This is a genomic window from Streptomyces sp. NPDC048254 (genome assembly GCF_043201895.1).
Taxonomy (GTDB): Bacteria; Actinomycetota; Actinomycetes; order Streptomycetales; family Streptomycetaceae; genus Streptomyces.
In genome coordinates, this window is sequence record NZ_JBICZJ010000008.1 from 77,949 (window position 1) to 100,140 (window position 22,192).

Consider the following 22,192-nt stretch of genomic DNA (forward strand, 5'->3'; position numbering starts at 1 on the left):
GGGGCCGGAGTGGCGAGCCTGATGATTACGGAGCGTCGGTGGGGGTCCGCTGCTGTCCGGCGAGGCGGCTGTGCGAGCGGCCGTAGAGGAAGTAGACGACGAAGCCGATGACCATCCAGATGGCGAACCGCAGCCAGGTCTCGGCCGGCAGGTTGAGCATCAGCCACAGCGAGGCCAGCACGGAGACGATCGGCAGCGCCGGTACCCACGGGGTGCGGAAGGAGCGCTCCAGGTCGGGCCGGGAGTTGCGCAGGATGATCACGCTGATCGCGACGATGATGAAGGCGAAGAGGGTGCCGATGTTCACCAGCTCGGCGAGTTCGCTGAGGCTGGTGAAGCCGGCGACGATCGCGATGACGACGCCCAGCAGGATGGTCGGCCGGTACGGGGTGCGGAACCTCGGGTGGGTGTGCGAGAAGAACCGGGGCAGCAGCCCGTCCCGGCTCATCGCGAAGAACACCCGGGACTGGCCGAGCAGCAGGATCATGCACACGGTGGTCAGGCCCACGGCCGCGCCGAAGCTGATCAGGCCCGCGAACCAGGGGTGCCCGGTGGCCTTGAACGCGTCGGCCAGCGGGGCGTCCACGGAGAGCTCGCTGTACTTCTGCATGCCGGTCACCACGATCGCCACGGCGACGTACAGCGCGGTGCAGATGATCAGGGAGCCGATGATGCCGCGCGGCACGTCCCGCTGGGGGTTGCGGGTCTCCTCGGCGGCGGTGGCGACGACGTCGAAGCCGATGAAGGCGAAGAAGACGACGGACGCGGCGGTGAAGATGCCCATCACACCGAAGTTGGAGGGCGCCCAGCCGAACATCAGCTGGATCAGCGGGGCCTTGAGGTTGCCGCCCGCCGGGACCGGTTGCTCCTTCGGGATGAACGGCTCGTAGTTGCCGCTGTGGATGAAGAAGGCGCCCGCGATGATGACGACCAGGACGACGGCCACCTTGATGGCGACGACGACCGAGGTGACCCGGGCGGAGAGCTTCATGCCGACGACCAGGATTGCGGTGAGGACGAGGACCAGGGCGGCGGCGAGGATGTCGAAGCCGAAGCCGTGGGCGCCGTCCCGGCCGCTGAGGTACTCGGGCAGCTGCCAGCCCGCGTTGTCGAGGAGCGAGTGGATGTACCCCGACCAGCCGACGGCGACCACCGCCGTGCCCAGCGCCAGCTCCAGCACCAGGTCCCAGCCGATGATCCACGCGGGGAACTCGCCGAGCGAGGCGTACGAGAAGGTGTACGCGGAGCCGGCCACCGGGACGGTGGAGGCGAACTCGGCGTAGCAGAGCGCGGCGAGCCCGCAGACGACGCCGGCGACGACGAAGGACAGGGCGACGGCGGGGCCGGCGGTGTTCTTGGCGGCCGTGCCGGTCAGGACGAAGATGCCGGTGCCGATGATGACACCCACGCCGAAGACCGTGAGGTCCAGGGCCGACAGGGACTTCCTGAGCGCGTGCTCCGGTTCTTCGGTGTCCTTGAGGGACTGTTCGACGTTCTTGGTCCTGAAGAGCGTACTGGCCACTGCCTACCTCCCACGTTTGTCGTCCTCGACATGATCGAGAGGGCCGGGGGTGCGTATGCCCCGGCAAGGGCAGGTTCACGCAGATGGGTCGGTCTCGCCACTTGGAGGTGTGGGGAGACCGACCCGTTGGGGTGGTTTGGGTTTCGTCGGGGGCTGCCGGCCCGGTGGGGCCTGGTCGCGCCCACGCGGCGGAGCCGCACATCGATACAGCCCCGCGCCCCTGAAGGGGCGCGCCTCGGCCAGGACGTCTTAGTCCCTGGCGGGCTCCACCGAGTCGACCTCCGTCGTCGTACCGTCCAGCTTCGCGACCAAACCGGTGACCTGGCGGGCGATGTCCGGGGCCGTCAGGCCGATCTCCGTCATGACCTCGGCCCTCGACGCGTGGTCGAGGAAGCGGGGCGGGATGCCGAAGTCGCGGAGGGGGACGTCGACGCCCGCGTCGCGCAGGGCCTGGGCGATCGTCGCGCCCACGCCGCCGACGCGGATGTTGTCCTCGACGGTGACGACCACCCGGTGCCGCTCGGCCAGCGGGGCCATCGCCTCGTCCACCGGCTTCACCCAGCGCGGGTCGACGACGGTGGTGGAGATGCCCTGCTTGTCGAGGAGGCCGGCGATCTCCAGGCACATCGGGCCGAGCGCGCCCACGGAGACGAGCAGCACGTCGGGGGTGTCGGTGCCCGGCTCGCGCAGCACGTCCATGCCGCCCACCGTGCCGACGGCGGGTACGGCGGGGCCGACGGCGCCCTTGGAGAAGCGGACCACGGTCGGCGCGTCGTCGACCTCGACGGCCTCGCGGAGCTGGGCGCGGACCTGGTCGGCGTCGCGCGGCGCGGCGAGCCGCAGGCCGGGGACGACCTGGAGGATCGACATGTCCCACATACCGTTGTGGGAGGCGCCGTCGGTGCCGGTGACGCCGGCCCGGTCCAGGACGAAGGTCACCCCGCACCTGTGCAGGGCCACGTCCATCAGCACCTGGTCGAAGGCGCGGTTGAGGAAGGTGGCGTACACGGCGAAGACCGGGTGCAGCCCGGCCGTGGCCAGGCCCGCCGCGGAGGTGGCGCCGTGCTGCTCGGCGATGCCGACGTCGTAGATCCGCTCCGGGAAGGTGTCGGCGAACTTCTTCAGGCCGACCGGCTGGAGCATGGCCGCCGTGATCGCGACGATGTCCTCGCGCTCCTTGCCGAGCCTGACCATCTCGTCGCCGAAGACGGAGGTCCAGTCGGGGCCGGAGGCCTTGATCGGCAGGCCGGTGTCGGGGTGGATGGGGCTGATGCCGTGGAAGCGGTCGGCCTCGTCCTGGAGGGCGGGCTGGTAGCCGCGGCCCTTCTCGGTGAGGCAGTGCACGATCACCGGGCCGCCGAACCGTTTGGCCCGGGCCAGCGCCGACTCCAGGGCCTCCATGTCGTGGCCGTCGATCGGGCCGACGTACTTCAGGCCCAGGTCCTCGAACATGCCCTGCGGGGCGATGAAGTCCTTCAGCCCCTTCTTGGCGCCGTGCAGGGTGTCGTAGAGCGGCCTGCCGACGACCGGCGTGCGCTCCAGCAGGTCCTTGCCCCGGGCCAGGAACCGCTCGTACCCGTCCGTCGTACGCAGGGTCGCCAGGTGATTGGCGAGGCCGCCGATGGTCGGGGCGTACGACCGCTCGTTGTCGTTGACGACGATGACCAGCGGGCGGTCCTTGGCGTCGGCGATGTTGTTCAGCGCCTCCCAGGCCATGCCGCCGGTGAGGGCGCCGTCACCGATCACGGCGACGACGTGGCTGTCGTTTTCGAGCAGCTGGTTGCCCTTGGCGATGCCGTCGGCCCAGCCGAGGACCGTGGAGGCGTGGCTGTTCTCGATGACGTCGTGCTCGGACTCGGCCTGCGAGGGGTAGCCGGACAGGCCGCCCTTCTGCTTCAGCCGGGAGAAGTCCTGCCGGCCGGTGAGCAGCTTGTGCACATAGGACTGGTGGCCGGTGTCCCACAGCACCTTGTCCTTCGGCGAGTCGAAGACGCGGTGCAGGGCGATGGTGAGCTCGACCACGCCCAGGTTGGGACCCAGGTGTCCGCCGGTCTTGGAGACCGCCTCCACGAGGAAGCTCCGGATCTCCTCTGCCAGCTGGACCAGCTCCTCGGGGCTGAGCCCGTCCAGATCGCGCGGTCCCCTGATACGGGTCAGCAGCGGCACCCGTGCCTCCTTGCAGTAGAGCTGATCGAGCTGTTGCCGGGCTCGTCGAGTCTAATGTTCCGCCCGGGCGGCCGACGCGCGGGCTGTGGGTCATACGTCACGCGAACGGCAGTACCCAAGGAAAGGGTTCCTGAGACACAGCTGTGCCCGGTGCCTTTCCAGGCACCGGGCACAGTCACGCCCCTGAAAGGGGCGCGGGGCTGTATTCATTTGCGGCTACCGCCGCGTGGGCGCGACCAGCCACAACGGACCGGCACCCGCAGTCCCACCGCACCCCCAGCGGCGATGGGCGCTATCCGCGCCCCGCCGCCTTCTGGCTCTTACGGGAGACGGAGTCGATGACAACCGCACCCAGCAGAACACCACCGGTGATCATGTACTGGATCGACGTGTTCATGTTCAGCAGGTCGAGGCCGGTCTGGATGGACTGGATGACCAGCATGCCCAGGAGGGCGGACCAGACGTTGCCGCGCCCGCCGAACAACGACGTACCACCGATGACCGCGGCCGCGATGGCCAGCATCAGCGTGTTGCCACCACCGGCGTTCAGCGTCGCGCTCGCCGTCTGACCGGCGAAGAACATACCGCCGATGGCCGCGAAGCCACCGGAGATCGCGAACACGGTGATCCGGACCATCGGCACGCTGATACCCGCACGGCGGGCCGCCTCGATGCCGCCACCGACCGCGAAGACCTTACGGCCGTAGGTCGTACGACGGAGCACGAAGTCCACGACCACCAGGGACGCGAGGAAGATCACCAGCGCGTTGGAGACACCGGACGCGTTGTTCAGCACGGCCGCCGCGACGAAGGACGCGATCGCGAGCAGAGCGACGCGGACCAGGATCTCGCTGGTGGGCCGGAACGGCACACCGGCCGCGCGGCGCCGGCGCTGCTCGTTGAACTGGCCGATGGCCGAGAGCACGACACCGAGACCGGCCAGCAGGTACGCACCGATGATGGCCTGGTCCATGAAGAAGGAGCTCTGGCCGAGGACGTGCACCGGACCGCTGTCGGCCGGGATGTTGATCGTGCCGCTGTCGCCCAGCAGCCACAGCATCAGACCGTTCCAGCCGAGGAAGCCGGCCAGGGTGACCACGAACGCGGGTACGCCGATCTTCGCGAAGAACCAGCCGTGCAGCGCGCCGATACCGATGCCGGTGATGATCGTGAGGATCAGCGCCAGCCACTGGTTCATTCCGTGGTTGACCACGAATACGGCGAACACCGTGGACGCGAGTCCGCTCACCGAGCCGACGGACAGGTCGATCTCTCCGAGCAGCAGCACGAACACCAGGCCGATGGCGAGCATGCCGGTGGCCGCGAGGAAGTAGCTGATGTTGGAGAGGTTGTCCGCGCTGAGGAACAGGCTGTTCTTCAGCTGGAAGATGGTCCAGATGATGATCAGGCCGATGACCACCGGCAGCGAACCCAGCTCGCCGCCCCTCACCCGGCGCTTGAACTCGGTGAGGTAGCCCTTGAAGCCCTCTTCACGGACCAGCAGGCGCGGGTCGACGACCGTGACCGGCGCGGCCGTGGGGTCGTCGGCGGGGGCCACCGTGGTCGGGGCCTCGGCCGCCTCGGCCTTCTCGATCTTGGGCGACTCGTCGCCCGCTACGGTCTTGTTCGACGTCTCGCTCACTTTGCCGCCTCCGGGGTGCGACGCTCCGAACGACGGGTCACGGCGTTGTCCGTGGCACCCGTGATCGCCGCGATGATCTCTTCCTGGCTGGTGCTCTTCACGGGGAAGAAACCATTGTTCTTGCCCAGCCGCAGCACGGCGACGGTGTCCGCGACCGCCTTCACGTCGGCCATGTTGTGGCTGATGAGGATGACGGCGAGGTTGCGCTCGCGCAGCCGCTCGACCAGGTCGAGGACCTGCGCGGTCTGCTCGACGCCGAGGGCCGCGGTGGGCTCGTCGAGGATGACGACCTTGGGGTCGCCGATCAGGGCGCGGGCGATGGCCACGACCTGACGCTGACCGCCGGAGAGGCTGGCGATCGGGATGCGCACGCTCGGGATGCGGATGGAGAGCGTGCTCAGCAGCTCGCGGGCCTGCTTCTCCATCGTCACCTCGTCGATGACGCCGCGGTGCAGCAGCTCACGGCCGAGGAAGAGGTTGCCGACCACGTCGAGGTTGTCGCAGAGGGCGAGGTCCTGGTAGACCGTCGCGACGCCGAGTCCCTGGGCGTCGTGCGGCTTGTTGATGCTGACGGAGTTGCCCTCCCATTCGATGACGCCCTCATCGATGGGGTGGACACCCGCGATCGTCTTGACCAGGGTCGACTTTCCTGCGCCGTTGTCGCCCACCAGGGCGACCACTTCTCCGGCGTGGACCTCCAGATCGACATCGGTGAGGGCCTGGACCGCACCGAATCGCTTGGAGACTCCGCGCAACGCCAGCACGGGCGTAGCGGACACGTGAACCATCTCCTTCGCCGCCTGACCGGCGGGGATGCCGCGCCTGGTGGCCAGGCGCGGAGGGCCGTGCGGTACCTCAGGTTGGTCGGTGTACGCACGTGGTTTACAAGATGAACATGCGCGAATCCGCTGCGCTTGGCAACGGGTCCGTCCGACGCCCGCTCCGGCAGCGGGGTATGAAGGCCGGAGCGGGCGTCGGAGGGGTTTCGCGAGACCGCCGGACGGACGGGGCCCTTGCGGAAGGACCGGGTGCGTCGGGCGGCCGGGGCCCGGGTGTCGTACTGCGACCACCCGGGCGCTGGCGGCCGGAGCCGGACGGCTCCGGGGCGCGACTACTGCAGGCCGGCGGCCTTGCAGGCCTTGGCGAACTCGGCGGTGCAGATGTCCGCGACGGTGTACAGCTTGTCCTTGATCACGGTGTCCGTGATGTTGGCCTTGGTGACCGACACCGGGGTCAGCAGCTGCGAGGGCACCTTGTCGCCGGAGCCGCTGGTCTGCGTGCTGGTGGCGAGCGAGTCGATGCTCTTGCCCTGGAGCAGGTCCACCGCGATCGTGGCGGCGGCCTCGGCCTCCGGCTTGAACGCCTTGTAGACGGTGGAGGACTGGGTGCCGGCGACGATGCGCTGGATGCCCGCGAGCTCCGCGTCCTGACCGGTCAGCGGGATGCCGCTGATGCCGGCGCCCTTGAGGGTGGTGGCGATACCACCGGCCATGCCGTCGTTGGCGGCGTAGACGCCCGCGATGTTCTTGGCGCCGAGCTGCGTGATGGCCGCCTTGACCTTCTGCGCGGCGACGGTGTCCTTCCACAGGCCGGACTGCTCGTAGGCGATGTCGACCTTGCCGTCCAGCGCCTTGTGGGCGCCTTCCTTGAACTGCGCGGCGTTCGGGTCGGCGTCGTCACCGTTGATCATGACGACCTTCGACTTCTTGGTCGCCTTGGAGCCGAGGGAGTCCAGCAGGGCCTGGCCCTGCAGCTCGCCGACCTTGACGTTGTCGAAGGAGACGAAGGCCGAGACCGGGCCCTGGGCGAGGCGGTCGTACGCGACGACCTTGATGCCCTTGTCGACAGCGGCCTGCACGGAGGACTTGATGGCGGCAGCGTCCTGGGACGAGATCACGATGACCTTGACGCCCTTGGTGATCATGCTGCTGACCTGCTGGGCCTGCTTGGCGGCGTCACCGGCGGCGTTCGCGTACTCGACCTTGCAGTCGGCACACAGCGAGCTGACCTTCGCCTCGAAGTACGGCTTGTCGAACTTCTCGTAGCGCGCGGTCACGCTGTCGGGGAGCAGCAGGCCGATGGTCTTGCTGCCACCGGAAGAGCTGCTGCTCGACGAGTCGCTCTTCTTGTCATCGCCGGCCTTGCCACAGGCGGCGAGCGACAGCGCCATGGAAACCGCGGCGGTGCCGATCACGACTCTACGCATCGTTGCGTTCATTGGGGGTGCCTCCCTGACAGGGCCGCAACGCTGCGGCCGAGGTGGCTGGAAGTCAACTCGGCCGTGACTGCGGCGTCAAGAAGTAAATACTTAACGAGATGGCAACGGCGCCATTCGTTCTCTAAGTGAAGGCAGGTGCAACGGCAGGCAACGTGCCGTCCAAAAGGGTCGAATCGCCCATCTCGCTGAGCGCGAGAGCGAGCGCGCCGAGCACCTCCGCGCGGCCGCCGAGCGCCCCCGGAAGCACCGAGAGCTGCCGGGCGGCGCTGGGGATCGCGTAGCGCCCCACGGACTCCCTGATCGGCGCCAGGACCAGCTCTCCGGCCTCGGCGAGGTCGCCGCCGAGGACCACCCGGCTCGGGTTCAGCAGGTTGCAGAGATTGGCGACCCCGCTGCCGATGTGCCGGCCGACGTCGGCGATCACCCGGCGGCATCCGGGGTCGCCGTCCCGGGCCAGCCGCACGACACCCTCCATGGTCAGGTCGGAGCCGTGACTGGGCTGGAGCAGCGGCAGCACGTAGCGGGCCGACGCGAAGGTCTCCAGGCAGCCGCGGTTGCCGCAACGGCAGACCGGGCCGGACTCGTCAAGTGTAATATGCCCTATTTCGCCTGCCGTGCCGCCGGGGCCCCGGTAGATCTTCCCGTTGATCACCAGACCGGCGCCGACACCGCTCGCGACCTTGATGTACGCGAGATCACGGACACCCTTGCCACTGCCCCAGACCAGCTCGCCGAGAGCGCCGAGGTTGGCGTCGTTGTCCACGTGCACGGGGACGCCGAGACGGAGTCTGAGCTCCTCGGCGGGTCTCGCGCCGATCCAGCCGGGCAGGATGGCGCTGGAGCCGAGGGTGCCGGACTCGACGTCGATCGGACCGGGGACGCCGACGCCCACGCCGGCGATCTTCGAGCGGTCCACGCCGGTCGCCGCGATCAGGCGGTTGACCAGCTCTTCCGCCCGGTCGAAGCCCTGGCTGGACGACGAGTCCACGTCGAGCGGCTCGGACTCCTCGGCCAGCACCTGGTGGGCGAGGTTCCCGATCGCGACGCGCAGGTGGGTATGGCCGAAGTCGACCCCTATGACGATGCCGGCGTCACCGCTCAGACTCACGCTGCGGGCCCTGCGGCCACCCGCCGACGTGGGCGTGACCTCGACGGTTCCGCCGTCCTTGAGCTCGCGCACGATGTTGGAGACCGTCGCCGCCGACAGGCCGGTCGTGCGCGCGATCTCCGCCTGCGTGAGCGATCCGGCCAGACGTACGGCCCGTACGACACGTTCCAGGTTGGCTCGGTGCAGCGACGACTGCGACCCCGGAGTCTCCATCGACCCATCCACTCCCGCCATCGGAGGCGGCCACGGTGCCGCCAACGTGACCCAGATCACGTCACTGAGATCGGGTCACTTACAAGTTATGAACTCCAAGCTCTGCTGAACGGGTTACCGACGTCAAGTCCTTGACAGAAATCGTTGGCGGTTCGGGGGTCGCCTGACGGACATGCTTTCGACATGTCTAGGCCACTGGTCAGCGGGTTGGAGGGCGCGCGTGGAGTGTGGGTGCGGCGCCGTCGTGGCTGGTCGCGCAGTTCCCCGCGCCCCTTTCGGGGCGCAAACGTTCCGTTACTTCAAAGCTCCCGCGGTCAGACCCGCCACCACCTGGCGCTGGAAGATGATGTACGCCGCCAGGACCGGGAGCATCGCCATCACCAGGCCGGCGAAGAGGCCCGACCAGTCGCCCTTGTAGCCCTGGCTGACCGCCAGCTGGACCAGGCCCTGGGTGAGGACGCGCTTGTCGGGGTCCGTGTTGAGGACCGTCGGGAGCATGTACTGGTTCCACTGGCCCAGGAAGTTGAAGATCCCCACGCTGATGAGGCCGGGCTTGGCCATCGGCAGCATGATCTGGAAGAACGTGCGGGTGTGGGAGGCGCCGTCGACGAAGGCCGCTTCGGCCACCGAGGTGGGCAGGGTGCGGAAGAACGCCGTGAGGAAGAAGACCGTGAACGGCAGCGAGTACGCGATGTAGACCAGGATCAGGCCGTGGATGGTGTTCAGCAGGCCCATGTTGTTCACGACGTAGAACAGCGGGACCAGCGCGAGCATGATCGGGAAGCTCATGCCGCCGACGAACAGGAAGTAGATGAAGCGGTTGCCCGGGAAGTCGAAGCGGGCCAGGACGTAGGCCGCCATCGAACCGAGCACCAGCGTGCCGATCAGCGAACCGCCCACCACCAGGATGGTGTTCAGGAAGTAGTCGCTCATGTTGGCCTGGGTCCACGCCCGCGACCAGTTGTCGAAGTGGAGCTTGTCGGGGAGCGCCCAGGGCGAGCTGAAGATGGACCGGTCGTCCTTGAAGGACGTCATCACCGCCCACAGCAGGGGCGTGACCACCATGAACGCCCAGATGACCAGGACGCCGTGGGAGAAGACGTTGAGGACCCCGCCCTCGCGCTTGCGCCGGGGCGGCTTCGGTGCGGGAACGTCGATCTTGGTGACGGTGGTGTCGGTCTCGGTCGTCGTCATCGCTTCAGTACTCCAGCCGCTCGCGACGGCCCAGCCGCATCACGATCCCCGCGAAGGCGAGCGTGACGACCAGCAGAGCGACGCCGATGGTGGTGGCGTAGGCGGCCTGACCGTCCCGGAACGCCTTCTGGTACACGTACAGGACCATCACGGTCGTCGAGTAGTCGGGGCCGCCCGGTCCGGTCGTCATGATCTGTACGACTGCGAACGACTCGGCGCCGAGCGCGAGGATGCCCATGTAGACCCAGCCGGACTGCACGGTGTCCCAGAGCAGCGGCAGGGTGAGGCGGAAGAAGGTCGTCGCGCGGCCGGCGCCGTCGAGGAGGGCGGCCTCGTAGAGATCCGTGGGGATGGACGCCATGCCCGCCGAGAAGAGGACCACGAAGAAGCCGACCGTGGACCAGACCAGTACGGCCATCACACACCACAGCGCCAGGCTCGGGTCGCCGAGCCAGAGCGGCTGGATATTGTCCAGACCAATTCCCCGCAGCAGTGAATTGATCGCGCCGCTGTCCGGGTTGTACGCGAAGGCGAACAGCAGCGAGACGATCGCGATCGACAGCACCTGCGGGAAGAAATAGACGATCTTGTAGAAGGAGGAGCCCCGGACACCGGTGACGACCGGGCCGCCCTTCCTTCTGCGACCGCCCACATTGATCATGAAGGCGAAGAACAACGCCAGGCTGATCGTCACCAGCGGCAGCACGACCGCGAACATCAAGCTGTGCTGCAAGGACTTCCAGAAGATGTCGTCGTGGAGCATCCTCTGGTAATTGTCCAGGCCGACCATCTTGAATTCGGGGCTCAGGCCGGTCCAGTCCGTGAACGAGTAGTAGATGGACTGGATGAACGGCCACACCACGAAGAGCGCGTACAGTCCGAGGGGCAACGCCAGAAACCCCACAATGAACCGGTACTTGCCGTGCTGCATCGCCACTCCGGTGCGGTCAGGGGTTTCTGGTTACTGGTGCTTGTAGTGCTTGATCGAGTCGTCCTTGGCGGCCTCGTCGGCAAAGCCCTGGATCTTCTTGATGGCCTCCGCCGGGGTCAGCCGGCCCGCCATCATCTCGCCGAGACCGGACACGCCGATCTTCTCCTTCTGGAGCTGCACGTACCAGTCCTGGAGCCGCGGGTTGACCACGTTCGACCCGGCCAGCTTCAGTGCGGCCACACCGGAGGTGAGGCCCGGGGTGAGGGTGATGCCGTCGGTGCCGCCGTTGTAGGCGGTCAGCGACTTCACCTTCGACGTGAAGTTCTTGGAGGACGCCTCGCTGAGCATGATGCGCAGCTGCTCCATGCCGCCCTCGCCGTTCGCGGCCTTGGCCGGGACGATGAACGGCTCGCCGCCGGAGGCCCAGATGGTGCCGAACGGCATCTTGTCGTTCTTGTCGATGCCGGTGGGCGCGGAGACGGCGAGGTTGAAGTCGGAGGGGATGACGTTCGCCGACTCGTTCTCCACCCAGGAGCCGTTCGGGATGAACAGCGCCTTGCCCTGGGCCCAGGCGGTCTGCGACTGGATGTGGTCCAGGCCGGGGGTGCCCCGGAGGATGTAGCCCTTCTTGTAGAGCTCGTAGTAGGCCTCGAAACACGCCTTGACGGCCGGGTGCTTCCAGGCGTTGGGCTCCAGGTTGTCGATCGCGTTCAGGACCTCGACGCCGCCGACCTTGCCGATCATCGGGTACAGCGAGAAGGGGATGTAGTACGGGTACTTGCCCGCGTACGTCCAGCCGGCCATGCCCTTCTTCTTGGCCTTCTCGCAGACGGCGATCATCTGGTCCCAGGTCTGCGGGTACTCCGCGTCGAGCGAGTCCAGGGCCTTCTGCGAGTACCAGACGCCGTACACCGTGTAGGCGTAGTACATGATCCAGACCGGGTCGCCGTCGAACTGGCCCATTTCGACGATGCCGGGGCGCAGCGTGTCGCGCACCTTCTTGTTCGGGTCGTCGTACGACGGCGCGTCGAGGAGCGGGGTGAGATCGGCCAGCTGCTTCTTGCCGACGAGTACGCCCATGTCCATCTGCTCGGCGCCGGAGTTGTCGATGAGGTCCGGCGGGGTGCCCTGGTTGAAGCGGGGCTGCAGGGTGGACTGGATCTTCTGGGTGGCGGAGAACTTGACCTTGGCCTTCGGGAAGTCCTTCTGGTAGATCTTCACCGCGTCCTCGGCGTACTCCTTGCCGAAACCGCCGTCGAAGAGGACGAATTCCATCTGGGCGGTGTCGTTGACGCCGAGCGGGTTCTTGGCCGTCTTCTTGCCGGCCTTGTCCTTGGACTGGCCGCCTCCGCCACTGCTGGCGCAGGCGGAGAGAAAACCGACGGTGGGGACCGAAATCAGGCCCAGTGCGGCTGACCGCTTGATCAGATCGCGGCGGCCGACGCCTTCGGAACCATGACTGGCTGCGGATGTGGATCCCATGCTCAAGTCCTCGCCCTCTCCAGGACTCAGGCGGTGAACCGGATCCTCCCGGCACCGCGGTCGGGTAGTGCTGGGCCGTGCAGGAAGTCACTCAGGAAACGCCGACAGGTATAGTCCACTTCACGCCAGCGGGGCAAGATCGAATGCAAGGTTGGCCATGGGTCTTTTCCTAGTTGAGACCTGTCGGAAATCTGAGCGACCTGGGTACGCCTTACCGGAAAAAGAGCCGACATAGACCCCTGAATGCCGCAGCCAACACCCTTGACATCACGGACCACTTGACCACCTACTGGTTCCTGCGCCACGCATCTGACAACGTTGTCTCATGTGGCAGGGAGGGTACCCGTTGTGACGCAGCGGAGAACGCAGCGAAGAACTGGACACAGATCTGGTACGGCGGTCGTGATCACGGCCGCCGTCGTCATGAGCCTGGGCTCCCAGGGGGCCGCGGTCGCCCTGCCGGCCAAGGCACCGGCCGCCGCGACGCAGTTCGCATCCTCGTTCGAGTCTGGCGATCCGTCACCGGACTGGACCGACACGGTCGACACGGATCCCGGCGGCGCACCGCGCGCCTCGGGGGTCGACGGCGGCTACAGCACCGGCATCCCCGGCAATGTCACCGACCATGTGACCGACATGCGGGCCAGCGGCGAGAACACCGGTGCGGGCGAGGTCAAGGAGAACCTCGTCGACGGCGAGCCGGGCACCAAGTGGCTCACCTTCGAGCCCACCGGCTGGGCGGAGTTCGACTTCGACAAGCCCATCAAGCTGGTGACGTACGCCGTCACGTCCGCGAACGACTACGCCGAGCGCGACCCCGCGGACTGGACCCTCCAGGGTTCCGCGGACGGCAAGGACTGGAAGACCGTCGACACCCGCACGGGCGAAGGCTTCACCGAGCGGTTCCAGACCAGGTCGTACGACCTCGCGGCACCCGCCGAGTACCGGCACTTCCGGCTCGACGTCACGAAGAACAACGGCGCGCCGGACATCCTGCAGATCGCCGACGTCCAGTTCTCCACGGGCGGCAGCGGCGGGCCGGTCCCCCAGGACATGCTCTCGCTGGTGGACAAGGGACCGAGCGGCTCGCCGACCGCGAAGGCACGGGCCGGCTTCACCGGGACCCATGCGCTGCGCTACGCGGGCCGGCACACGGCGAGCGGGCGGGCGTACTCGTACAACAAGGTCTTCGACGTGAACGTGAAGGTCCGGCGGGACACGCAGCTGTCCTACCGGATCTTCCCCTCGATGGCCGACGGCGACCTCGACTACGACGCCACCAACGTCTCCGTGGACCTGGCCTTCACCGACGGCACCTATCTGAGCGGCCTCGGGGCGGTGGACCAGCACGGGTTCGCGCTGTCCCCGCGCGGACAGGGCGCGTCGAAGGGGCTGTACGTCAACCAGTGGAACAACATCTCGTCGGTGATCGGTTCGGTCGCGGCCGGCAAGACCGTCGACCGGATCCTGGTGGGCTACGACTCGCCCGCCGGCCCGGCCAGGTTCCGGGGCTGGATCGACGACGTGAACATCGGGCGCGTCGCCCCCGAGAAGCCCAAGGCGCATCTGTCCGACTACGCGCTGACCACCCGCGGCACCAACTCCAGCGGCAGCTTCTCGCGCGGCAACAACTTCCCGGCGACGGCCGTGCCGCACGGCTTCAACTTCTGGACGCCGGTGACCAACGCGTCCTCGGAGAGCTGGCTGTACGAATACGCACGGGCCAACAACGACGACAACCTGCCGACGATCCAGGCGTTCAGCGCCAGCCATGAGCCCAGCCCCTGGATGGGCGACCGGCAGACCTTCCAGATGATGCCGTCCGTCGCCGCCGGCACCCCGGACACCGGCCGGGAGGCACGGGAACTGGCCTTCCGGCACGAGAACGAGACCGCGCGGCCGTACTACTACGGGGTCACGTTCGAGAACGGCCTCAAGGCCGAGATAACGCCGACCGACCACGCGGCCGCGCTGCGCTTCACCTACCCGGGCGACGACGCGAGCGTGATCTTCGACAACGTCACCGAGCAGGCGGGCCTGACCCTCGACAAGGAGCACGGGATCGTCACCGGCTACTCCGACGTCAAGTCCGGCCTGTCGACCGGCGCCACCCGCCTGTTCGTCTACGGCGTCTTCGACAAGCCGGTGACCGGCGGCGACTCCAGCGGGGTCAAGGGCTACCTCCGCTTCGACGCCGGCTCCGACCACACCGTCACCCTGCGCCTGGCCACCTCCCTGATCAGCGTCGACCAGGCCGAGGACAACCTGCGCCAGGAGATCCCGGACGGCACCTCCTTCGCCACGGTGAAGGCGCGCGCCCAGAAGGTCTGGGACCGGCTGCTCGGCAAGGTCGAGGTGGAGGGCGCCACGGCGGACCAGCTGACCACCCTCTACTCCAGCATGTACCGGCTGTACCTGTACCCCAACTCCGGCTTCGAGAAAGTCGGTTCGAAGGACCAGTACGCCTCCCCCTTCTCGCCGATGACCAGCCAGGACACCCCGACGCACACCGGCGCGAAGATCGTGGACGGCAAGGTGTACGTCAACAACGGCTTCTGGGACACGTATCGCACGACCTGGCCCGCGTACTCGCTGCTGACGCCGAGTCAGGCGGGCGAGATGGTGGACGGGTTCGTGCAGCAGTACAAGGACGGCGGCTGGACCTCGCGCTGGTCCTCCCCCGGTTACGCCGACCTGATGACCGGCACCTCCTCGGACGTGGCGTTCGCCGACGCGTACGTCAAGGGCGTGAACTTCGACGCGAAGGCGGCCTACGACGCGGCCGTGAAGAACGCGACGGTCGTCCCGCCCTCCTCCGGCGTGGGCCGCAAGGGCATGTCGACCTCCCCCTTCCTCGGCTACACCAGCGACGACACCCGCGAGGGCCTGTCCTGGGCGATGGAGGGGTACGTCAACGACTACGGCATCGCCGAGATGGGCCTGGCCCTGTACAAGAAGACCGGCGAGAAGCGCTACAAGGAGGAGTCGGACTACTTCCTCAACCGCGCCCAGGACTACGTGAACCTCTTCGACTCCAAGGCCGGCTTCTTCCAGGGCAAGGACGCCCAGGGCCGGTGGCGGGTGGACTCGTCGTCGTACGACCCGCGGGTGTGGGGCTACGACTACACCGAGACCAACGGCTGGGGCTACGCCTTCACGGCCCCGCAGGACAGCCGGGGCCTGGCCAGCCTGTACGGCGGCCGGTCCGGACTCGCCGACAAGCTGGACGAGTACTTCGCGACGCCCGAGACGGCCTCCACCGACTTCGTCGGCTCCTACGGCGGGGTCATCCACGAGATGACCGAGGCCCGGGACGTCCGGATGGGCATGTACGGCCACTCCAACCAGGTCGCCCACCACGTCATCTACATGTACGACGCGGCCGGCGAGCCCTGGAAGACGCAGGCGTACGTCCGCGAGGCGGTCTCCCGGCTCTACCTGGGCAGCGAGATCGGCCAGGGGTACCACGGCGACGAGGACAACGGCGAGCAGTCGGCCTGGTACCTCTTCTCGGCCCTCGGCTTCTACCCGCTGGTGATGGGCAGCGGCGACTACTCGATCGGCTCCCCCCTGTTCAAGAAGGCGACGGTCCACCTGGAGAACGGCCGGGACCTGGTGATCCGGGCGCCGCGCAACAGCGCGACCAACGTCTACGTGCAGGGCGTGCGGGTCAACGGCCGGATCTGGACGTCGACCTCGCTCCCCCACTCGCTCATCTCCAAGGGCGGGATCATCGACTTCACGATGGGCCCGAAGCCGTCGACGTGGGGCACGGGCAAGAACGCGGGACCGGTCTCGATCGCCAAGGACGACAAGGTCCCGACCCCGCGCGCGGACGTCCTGAAGGGCGACGGCTCCCTGTTCGACAACACGTCGGCGACGGAGCAGGCGGTGACGTCGGTGGACCTGCCGGTGTCCGGGTCGGTCAAGGGGATCCAGTACACGCTCACCTCACCGGCGGACCACACCAGGGCCCCGACGGGCTGGACCCTCCAGGCCTCGACGGACGGCACCACCTGGCGCACCGTGGACCGGCGTTCGGGTGAGTCCTTCGCCTGGAACCTGCAGACCCGGGCGTTCACGGTCCGCACGCCCGGGACGTACGCGCACTACCGGCTCGTCCTGGACGGCGCGTCGACGCTGGCGGAGGTGGAGTTGCTGGCCTGAGGCACGGCACGGAGAAGCCCAAAAAAAGGGGGCGGGCCCGTTCGGGTCCGCCCCCTCTTGTTGTTCCTCTTTCGTTCCTCCGTCTCAGCCGGTGGCGAGGGTGAACACGTGCAGGTCGGTGGTGTTCTCGGGAAGCCGGACGCTCCTGATGCTCTTGCCCGCCGGCGCCTCGAACGGCCTGGTCGCGAAGACGTAGGTGGCCACGGGGTCCTTGTCGGCGCCCGCGACATTGCGGTACGGGGTCCTCGCCACGGTCTCGTTGCCGTACTGGACGGTGCCGCCTCCGCCGCCGACGGTCCAGTCGGTGAAGGAGAGGTCGACCGTGCCGGTGCTGCCGTCGGTGTAGGTGACGGTCGCCCGGGCGGACTGGTTGCCGTTGGTGGCGCTGCCGAGGAAGGACAACTTGCTCGCGGGAGTGGCGAGTTCGATGGTCTGGCCCGCTGCCGTCGCGTTGTCGGGACGGCCCGCGGGGGCGTTCGGCCAGGTGTAGGCCAGACCGTCGACCGCGCCCTGGGCGCCCGCGGTGAGGCCGGCCGCCGCGAGGGCCTGCCGGGAGTAGCTCCAGCCGCCGCCGTCGAAGTCGCCCTCGTCGTGGTCCCCGACGTCGTCCGAGACGCCGGTGTTGTCGTAGGCGGCGAGAAGGGTGCCCGGGGCGGCGACGGTCAGGGCGACCGGCTGGGCGTAGGAGGTGCCGATGGAGGTCACCGTGACCTGGACGTCGTAGTAGCCCTGGGGGGTGCCGGAGGTGGTGGAGAGGGTGATCTGCCGGGAGCCGTCGGTCACCGTGCCCTCGGCCGGGGTGGCCGTGACGCCCTCCGGGGTCTCCACCCGGAAGCGGACCTCCGGGCCGGTACCGCCGGTGAGGGACAGCGCACGGATGCCGACCTGGGTGCTGTCACCGGGGGCGAGCCGCGCGGTGGTCGGTCCGACGCCGATCTGGTAGGGCTGCTCGCCCTGGCGGAAGGACGGCGGTGCGGAGGCGGTCCCCCAGGTGCGGTTCGGGGTGGTGGACAGGGTGTAGTCGAGGCGGCCGCCGTCCCGGACGAAGGAGCTGTCGAGCCAAGGGCGGTCGCTGGTACGGCCGTTGACCTTCAGGGACTGGACGTACGGGGCGTCCGCGGCCGCACCCTGGGCACGGATCGAGATGTCGTTGCCGCCCGGGCGGTCGATCTCCACACGCTGGAACAGGGGTGAGGCGAGGACGAGTTCGGCTCGGGAGGGGACCTGGGGGTACATGCCGAGCGCCGAGAAGACGTACCAGGACGACATCGCGCCGAGGTCGTCGTTGCCGGGGATACCGCCCGGACCGGTGGACCAGAGCGTGGTCATGGCCGCGCGGACCGTCTCCTGCGCCTTGTACGGGGCGCCCGCGTAGTCGTACAGGTAGGGCACGTTGATCGAGGGCTCGTTGTCAAGTTCGGACTTGTCGCCACCGTTGCCGGTGAGGGCCCAGCTGCCGTCGCTGTTGTGGAAGAAGGCGTCGAGGCGGGCGAGGGCCTGGTCCGTGCCGCCCATCGCGGCGAACAGCCCGGCCGGGTTGTGCTGGACCATCCAGGTGTACTGGGCGGCCGTGCCCTCCACGAACCCGTTGCCGGTGGCCGGGGTGAAACCGGTGACCCAACTGCCGTCGGCCTTGCGGTTGGCGATGTAGCCGCCGCTGGGATCGGCGGCGATGTTGAAGTTGTTCTGCCACCACTGGGAGCGGTCGGCGAAGGTGGCCGCCGTGTTCTTCTCCCCTGCGGCCGAGGCGAGTTGGGAGAGGGCGAAGTCGGCCGTGGACATCTCCAGCGTCTCGGCCGCGCCGCCCCAGGCGTTGGACACGGACGGCATGTAGTGCTGGTCCAGGTACTTGTCGAGGGACGGGCGTTGGCCCACCGACAGCACGGGCTTGCCCGCCGAGGAGAGGTCCTGTGCGGTCGGTTCCGTGGCCGCCTTCACCAGGGAGTGCAGCGCGCCCTTCAGGTCGAAGTCGGTGCCGCCGAAGGCGCGGATGCCGGCGAGGGCGGTGGGCGAGGGGTCGCCGTTCATGACGTGGGTGCCGCTCGCGCCGTGCAGCCAGCGGTCCCAGACACCGCCGTTCTGCCGGGCGAGTTCGTAGAGCGACTGGGCGATGTCCGAGCCGGTCCGGGGGTCCAGCAGGGTGAGCAGCTGAACCTGGTCGCGGTAGACGTCCCAGCCGGAGAAGGTGCCGTACTGCGCCCGGTGGCCGCGCCCGACGCGGTGCACCTGGTCGTCGCTGCCCCGGTAGCGGCCGTCGGCGTCGCTGATGACGTTCGGGTGGAAGAGCGAGTGGTACAGGGCGGTGTAGAAGGTGGTGCGGTCGGTCTCCGTGCCGCCTCCGACGCGGATGGCACCGAGCCGGTCGCGCCAGGCGCGGTGGGCCGCGTCACGGACGGCGTCGAAGGAGCGGCCGGGCGGGTTCTCCGCCCTGAGGTTGGCCTGGGCGGCGGCCTGACTGACGTACGAGATACCCACCTTGACGTTCACCGGGCCGGTGCCGGGCGCGAACTCGACGTAGCCGCCGGCGCCGTTGCCCGCGACCGGCCGCCCGCCGGTCGCGAAGCCGCCGGTGCCGCCGGAGGCGGTCGTCGTCCCCGGGCTGAGCCTGTCGTCCTGCCAGGTGCCGACGGTGGTGAAGGCGCGGTCGAAGTGGGCGGTGAAGTACAGGGTGTAGTAGGCGCGTTGGCCCTCGGGGTCGAGGTAGCCGCAGAAGTCGCCGGAGGTGACCGAGCCGGAGACGGTACGGGTGGCCGGGTCGATGGTGACCGTCGAATCGGCCGAGCCCACCTCGGAGTTGGCGGTGCGGACCAGCAACGAGGCGGGCTTGTCGGCCGGGTAGCTGAACCGGGCCGAGCCGGTGCGGGTGGTCGCGGTGAGGTCGGCGGTGACGCCGGAGGCGAGGCCGACCTTGTAGTGGCCGGGTTCGGCGGTCTCGTCGGTGTGGCTGAAGTCCGAGGCGTAGACGGCGTCCTTGGTGTCGCTCGCCGGGGACGAGGTGACCTCACCGGCGTACGGGAAGAACGGGATGTCGCCGCTGCCGCCCGCGCAGCCGGTGCCGGACATATGGGTGAGGCTGAAGCCGCGGATGCGGGTGGCGTCGTACTGGTAACCGCCGGGCGCGGCCGTTCTGGTCGCGTCGCCTCTGGTGTTCTCCGGGCTCCAGGAGAGCATGCCGAACGGCACGACGGCACCCGGGAAGGTGTCGCCGCCGTTCTTGGTGCCGATCAGCGGATCCACGTACGCCGTGGGGTCCTTGACCAGTTCGGGTGGCCCGCTCGCGGTCGCCGCGAGGGCGGGGGTGGCACCGCCGGTCGCGAGCACCGCGGCCAGCAGCAGGGACATGGGACGGAAACGCATGACGCGGCCCCTCCTCCTCCGGACGGGTCGCGCACCACAGGTCGCACAAGCCGCAGGGACAGTAACGTGCGCCACCCGTAGCACGGAAGACCGCCTGCACCCCGACAGCCACCGCCCTGATTCACCCGGCCGGGCTACCCGAAGCGGGTTGACATCGTTGTCGGTTGAGGCGGTAGAGTCATGTACAGACCATCAGACAACGTTGTCGTGCTCCAAAGCGTCACACAAGCCGAACAGCACAGCGCGCAAGAGGCAGTTCGAGCCACTTCCCCCCGGGCAGGCACCCCACCCCCCTCCCTGCCCGGCTCGCGGACCCGGTGTGCACCGACACCGGGTCCGCCCAGAGCGGATCGCCCGGGGACGGATGGAAACGAGTGTTCCGCGAGTCCTTGCCGCAGGCGACGTACGGCATGGGTCAATGCGGCGAAGCGGGCTCGTACTGCCCTGTCTTCGCCGCGCGATGCCCCGTGCACGGCGTACAGTTTTCTCATGGCCCGGCCTCGGCAGTTCGACGACGAGGATGTCGTGCGGGCTGCTCGCGACCAGTTCTGGTCCCACGGTTACGACCGGACCTCCATCGACGATCTGAGCGCCGTCACAGGCTTGGGACGCGGAAGCCTGTACGGGGCCTTCGGAGACAAACACGCCCTGTTCCTACAGGCTCTGGACAGCTACAACAGTGACGCGATCGGAGCCTGGCGTTCGGCCCTGCGCGGTCCTGGACCGGCCCTCCCGCAACTGGAACGCCTTGTATGCGGCATCTCCGAAGAGATCAGCAGGGACGTGGAGCGGCGCGGCTGCATGATGGCCAGGAGCGCCACGGAACTCGCCGCCGTCGACAAGACCGTCGCCGAGCGGACCGCTGCCACGGTCCGCGCCATGCACAGCGAGCTGTCGGACTGCCTCGCCCGGGCCCAGGAGGAGGGCTCGCTGGACGCCGAGGCGGACACGGACCGGCTCGCCGGCCTTCTCCTCGCCGTGCTGCGGGGACTGGAGGCCCTGGGCAGGGCGGGAGCCGCGGCGGAGGTTGTCATCGGGGCTGCCAAGGAGGCCTTGGCCCTTCTTCCCCGCGTGCCCACGAACGAGCCGGCGCCGGACCGGCTGGACGACCGCTCAGCGCCGTGACGTGTTCCAGGGGCGGCTACCAGGGACGGATGAGGACGGTGCCGACCTTGCCGGGCCGTTGCGCGTGGTCCACCGCCTCCGCCAGGTCACCCAGACCATAAGTGGCGGCTACGTCGAACTGGTCCTTGGCCGTTGTCGCGATCATCTTCGCGGCGGCGACATCGGACACCTGCCTGTCGAGGGGGGTGTCCGACATCCAGTGGCCGATGCTCCGGCCGCGCAGCGTCAGCGACTTGTGCAGCAGAGTCGACGCGGGCAGCGAGATCGGCTCCGCGGCCATCTGCCCGTAGCAGACGAGTGTTCCGCCCGGCGTCAGCAGGTCCACGAGGCTCTCGGCGAGTTTCCCGCCGATCGGATCGAGTGCCACGCTCAGCGGGCGGTCGCCGACCGCGCTGCGGACGTCATCGGCCCACCCCGCATGCTCCGTCGCCACCACCGGCACGTCCGGAAAGCGGTGACGCAGTTCCGTGGCGCCGCGTTCACTGCGGACGACGTTGACGAGCGAGATGTCGTGGGCCTGACTCACGGCCGTCAGCAGCCGTCCGACCGACGAGCCGGCGGCGGTCTGCAGCAGCACCCCGTCGTACCCGATGGACGCGTGCGCCTCCGCCTCGCGGCGCAGCATCACGGCGGTGATCGGGTTCACCAGCATCTGCGCGGCGACCTCGTCCGGCACCCCTGCCGGTACGGCGACCACCGCCCTGGCGGCCGCCATGATCCACTGGGACCAGGCGCCCGGGTGCGGGAAGACCGTCACCCGCGCGCCGGGTGCGACTCCCGGTGCCACCGGGGTGCCCGGGCCGATGGCCTCCACCACGCCGGTGGCCTCGACACCGGCCGGGACCGGTTGTCCGCTGTTCCCCGGATATGCCTCGACGGCTTGGAGATCCCCGGGGTGCACGGGGAACGCGGTGGCGCGGACGAGTACTTGACCGGTCCCCGGCGCTGCCGGCTCCGGCTCCTCGATGACGGTCAGGACGTCGGCGGGCGCCCCACCGCGGGTATAGACGACACGGCGGCTCATGACGCTCCTCCTGTGTGTGCTCGGCGTGCGTGCCCGGGGGTGA

General features: G+C 68.6%; 13 protein-coding genes. 2 read left to right on the forward strand and 11 right to left on the reverse strand.

Features of this window, described 5'->3' with window-relative positions; translation table 11 throughout:
* Positions 1–25: 25 nt before the first annotated feature.
* The 9 genes from ACGFZQ_RS23110 to ngcE all read right to left on the reverse strand — a co-directional run bounded on the left by ACGFZQ_RS23110 (position 26) and on the right by ngcE (position 12,476).
* Positions 26–1,522: an amino acid permease gene (locus ACGFZQ_RS23110; protein WP_393841877.1), complete on the reverse strand. Its 1,497-nt coding sequence runs from the start codon at positions 1,520–1,522 to the stop codon at positions 26–28.
* Between the two features lie 249 nt (positions 1,523–1,771).
* Entirely contained in the window at positions 1,772–3,688 is a 1,917-nt protein-coding gene (dxs, locus tag ACGFZQ_RS23115) for a 1-deoxy-D-xylulose-5-phosphate synthase (RefSeq protein WP_393841878.1), read from the reverse strand.
* Between the two features lie 292 nt (positions 3,689–3,980).
* A complete protein-coding gene (locus ACGFZQ_RS23120) occupies positions 3,981–5,282 on the reverse strand; it encodes a sugar ABC transporter permease (RefSeq protein ID WP_351730893.1) in 1,302 nt (433 codons plus the stop codon).
* A gap of 44 nt (positions 5,283–5,326) precedes the next feature.
* Positions 5,327–6,118: an ATP-binding cassette domain-containing protein gene (locus ACGFZQ_RS23125; protein ID WP_365792175.1), complete on the reverse strand. Its 792-nt coding sequence runs from the start codon at positions 6,116–6,118 to the stop codon at positions 5,327–5,329.
* A gap of 323 nt (positions 6,119–6,441) precedes the next feature.
* Positions 6,442–7,536: a substrate-binding domain-containing protein gene (locus tag ACGFZQ_RS23130; protein ID WP_351728966.1), complete on the reverse strand. Its 1,095-nt coding sequence runs from the start codon at positions 7,534–7,536 to the stop codon at positions 6,442–6,444.
* A gap of 133 nt (positions 7,537–7,669) precedes the next feature.
* A complete protein-coding gene (locus tag ACGFZQ_RS23135; protein WP_351728963.1) occupies positions 7,670–8,869 on the reverse strand; it encodes an ROK family transcriptional regulator in 1,200 nt (399 codons plus the stop codon).
* 294 nt (positions 8,870–9,163) lie between these two features.
* Positions 9,164–10,063 carry a carbohydrate ABC transporter permease gene (locus ACGFZQ_RS23140; protein ID WP_351728961.1) on the reverse strand — a complete coding sequence of 300 codons (900 nt, stop codon included), beginning with the start codon at positions 10,061–10,063 and terminating at the stop codon, positions 9,164–9,166.
* Positions 10,064–10,067: 4 nt separating this feature from the next.
* Positions 10,068–10,994, reverse strand: coding sequence for a sugar ABC transporter permease (locus ACGFZQ_RS23145; RefSeq protein ID WP_351710427.1), 927 nt, complete (start codon positions 10,992–10,994; stop codon positions 10,068–10,070).
* Positions 10,995–11,024: 30 nt separating this feature from the next.
* Positions 11,025–12,476: an N-acetylglucosamine/diacetylchitobiose ABC transporter substrate-binding protein gene (ngcE, locus tag ACGFZQ_RS23150; protein WP_393841879.1), complete on the reverse strand. Its 1,452-nt coding sequence runs from the start codon at positions 12,474–12,476 to the stop codon at positions 11,025–11,027.
* A gap of 423 nt (positions 12,477–12,899) precedes the next feature.
* On the opposite strand from ngcE, the gene ACGFZQ_RS23155 reads away from it, so the two are divergent.
* Entirely contained in the window at positions 12,900–16,643 is a 3,744-nt protein-coding gene (locus tag ACGFZQ_RS23155) for a GH92 family glycosyl hydrolase (protein ID WP_393842095.1), read from the forward strand.
* A gap of 84 nt (positions 16,644–16,727) precedes the next feature.
* Here ACGFZQ_RS23155 and ACGFZQ_RS23160 read toward each other — a convergent pair whose 3' ends face one another.
* A complete protein-coding gene (locus tag ACGFZQ_RS23160) occupies positions 16,728–20,000 on the reverse strand; it encodes a GH92 family glycosyl hydrolase (protein ID WP_393841880.1) in 3,273 nt (1,090 codons plus the stop codon).
* A gap of 489 nt (positions 20,001–20,489) precedes the next feature.
* Between ACGFZQ_RS23160 and ACGFZQ_RS23165 the strand changes: the two genes are divergently transcribed.
* Positions 20,490–21,125, forward strand: a complete 636-nt coding sequence (locus ACGFZQ_RS23165; protein ID WP_393841881.1) for a TetR/AcrR family transcriptional regulator — start codon at positions 20,490–20,492, stop codon at positions 21,123–21,125.
* Positions 21,126–21,141: 16 nt separating this feature from the next.
* Here ACGFZQ_RS23165 and ACGFZQ_RS23170 read toward each other — a convergent pair whose 3' ends face one another.
* Positions 21,142–22,149, reverse strand: a complete 1,008-nt coding sequence (locus ACGFZQ_RS23170; RefSeq protein ID WP_393841882.1) for a zinc-binding dehydrogenase — start codon at positions 22,147–22,149, stop codon at positions 21,142–21,144.
* Positions 22,150–22,192: the final 43 nt, after the last annotated feature.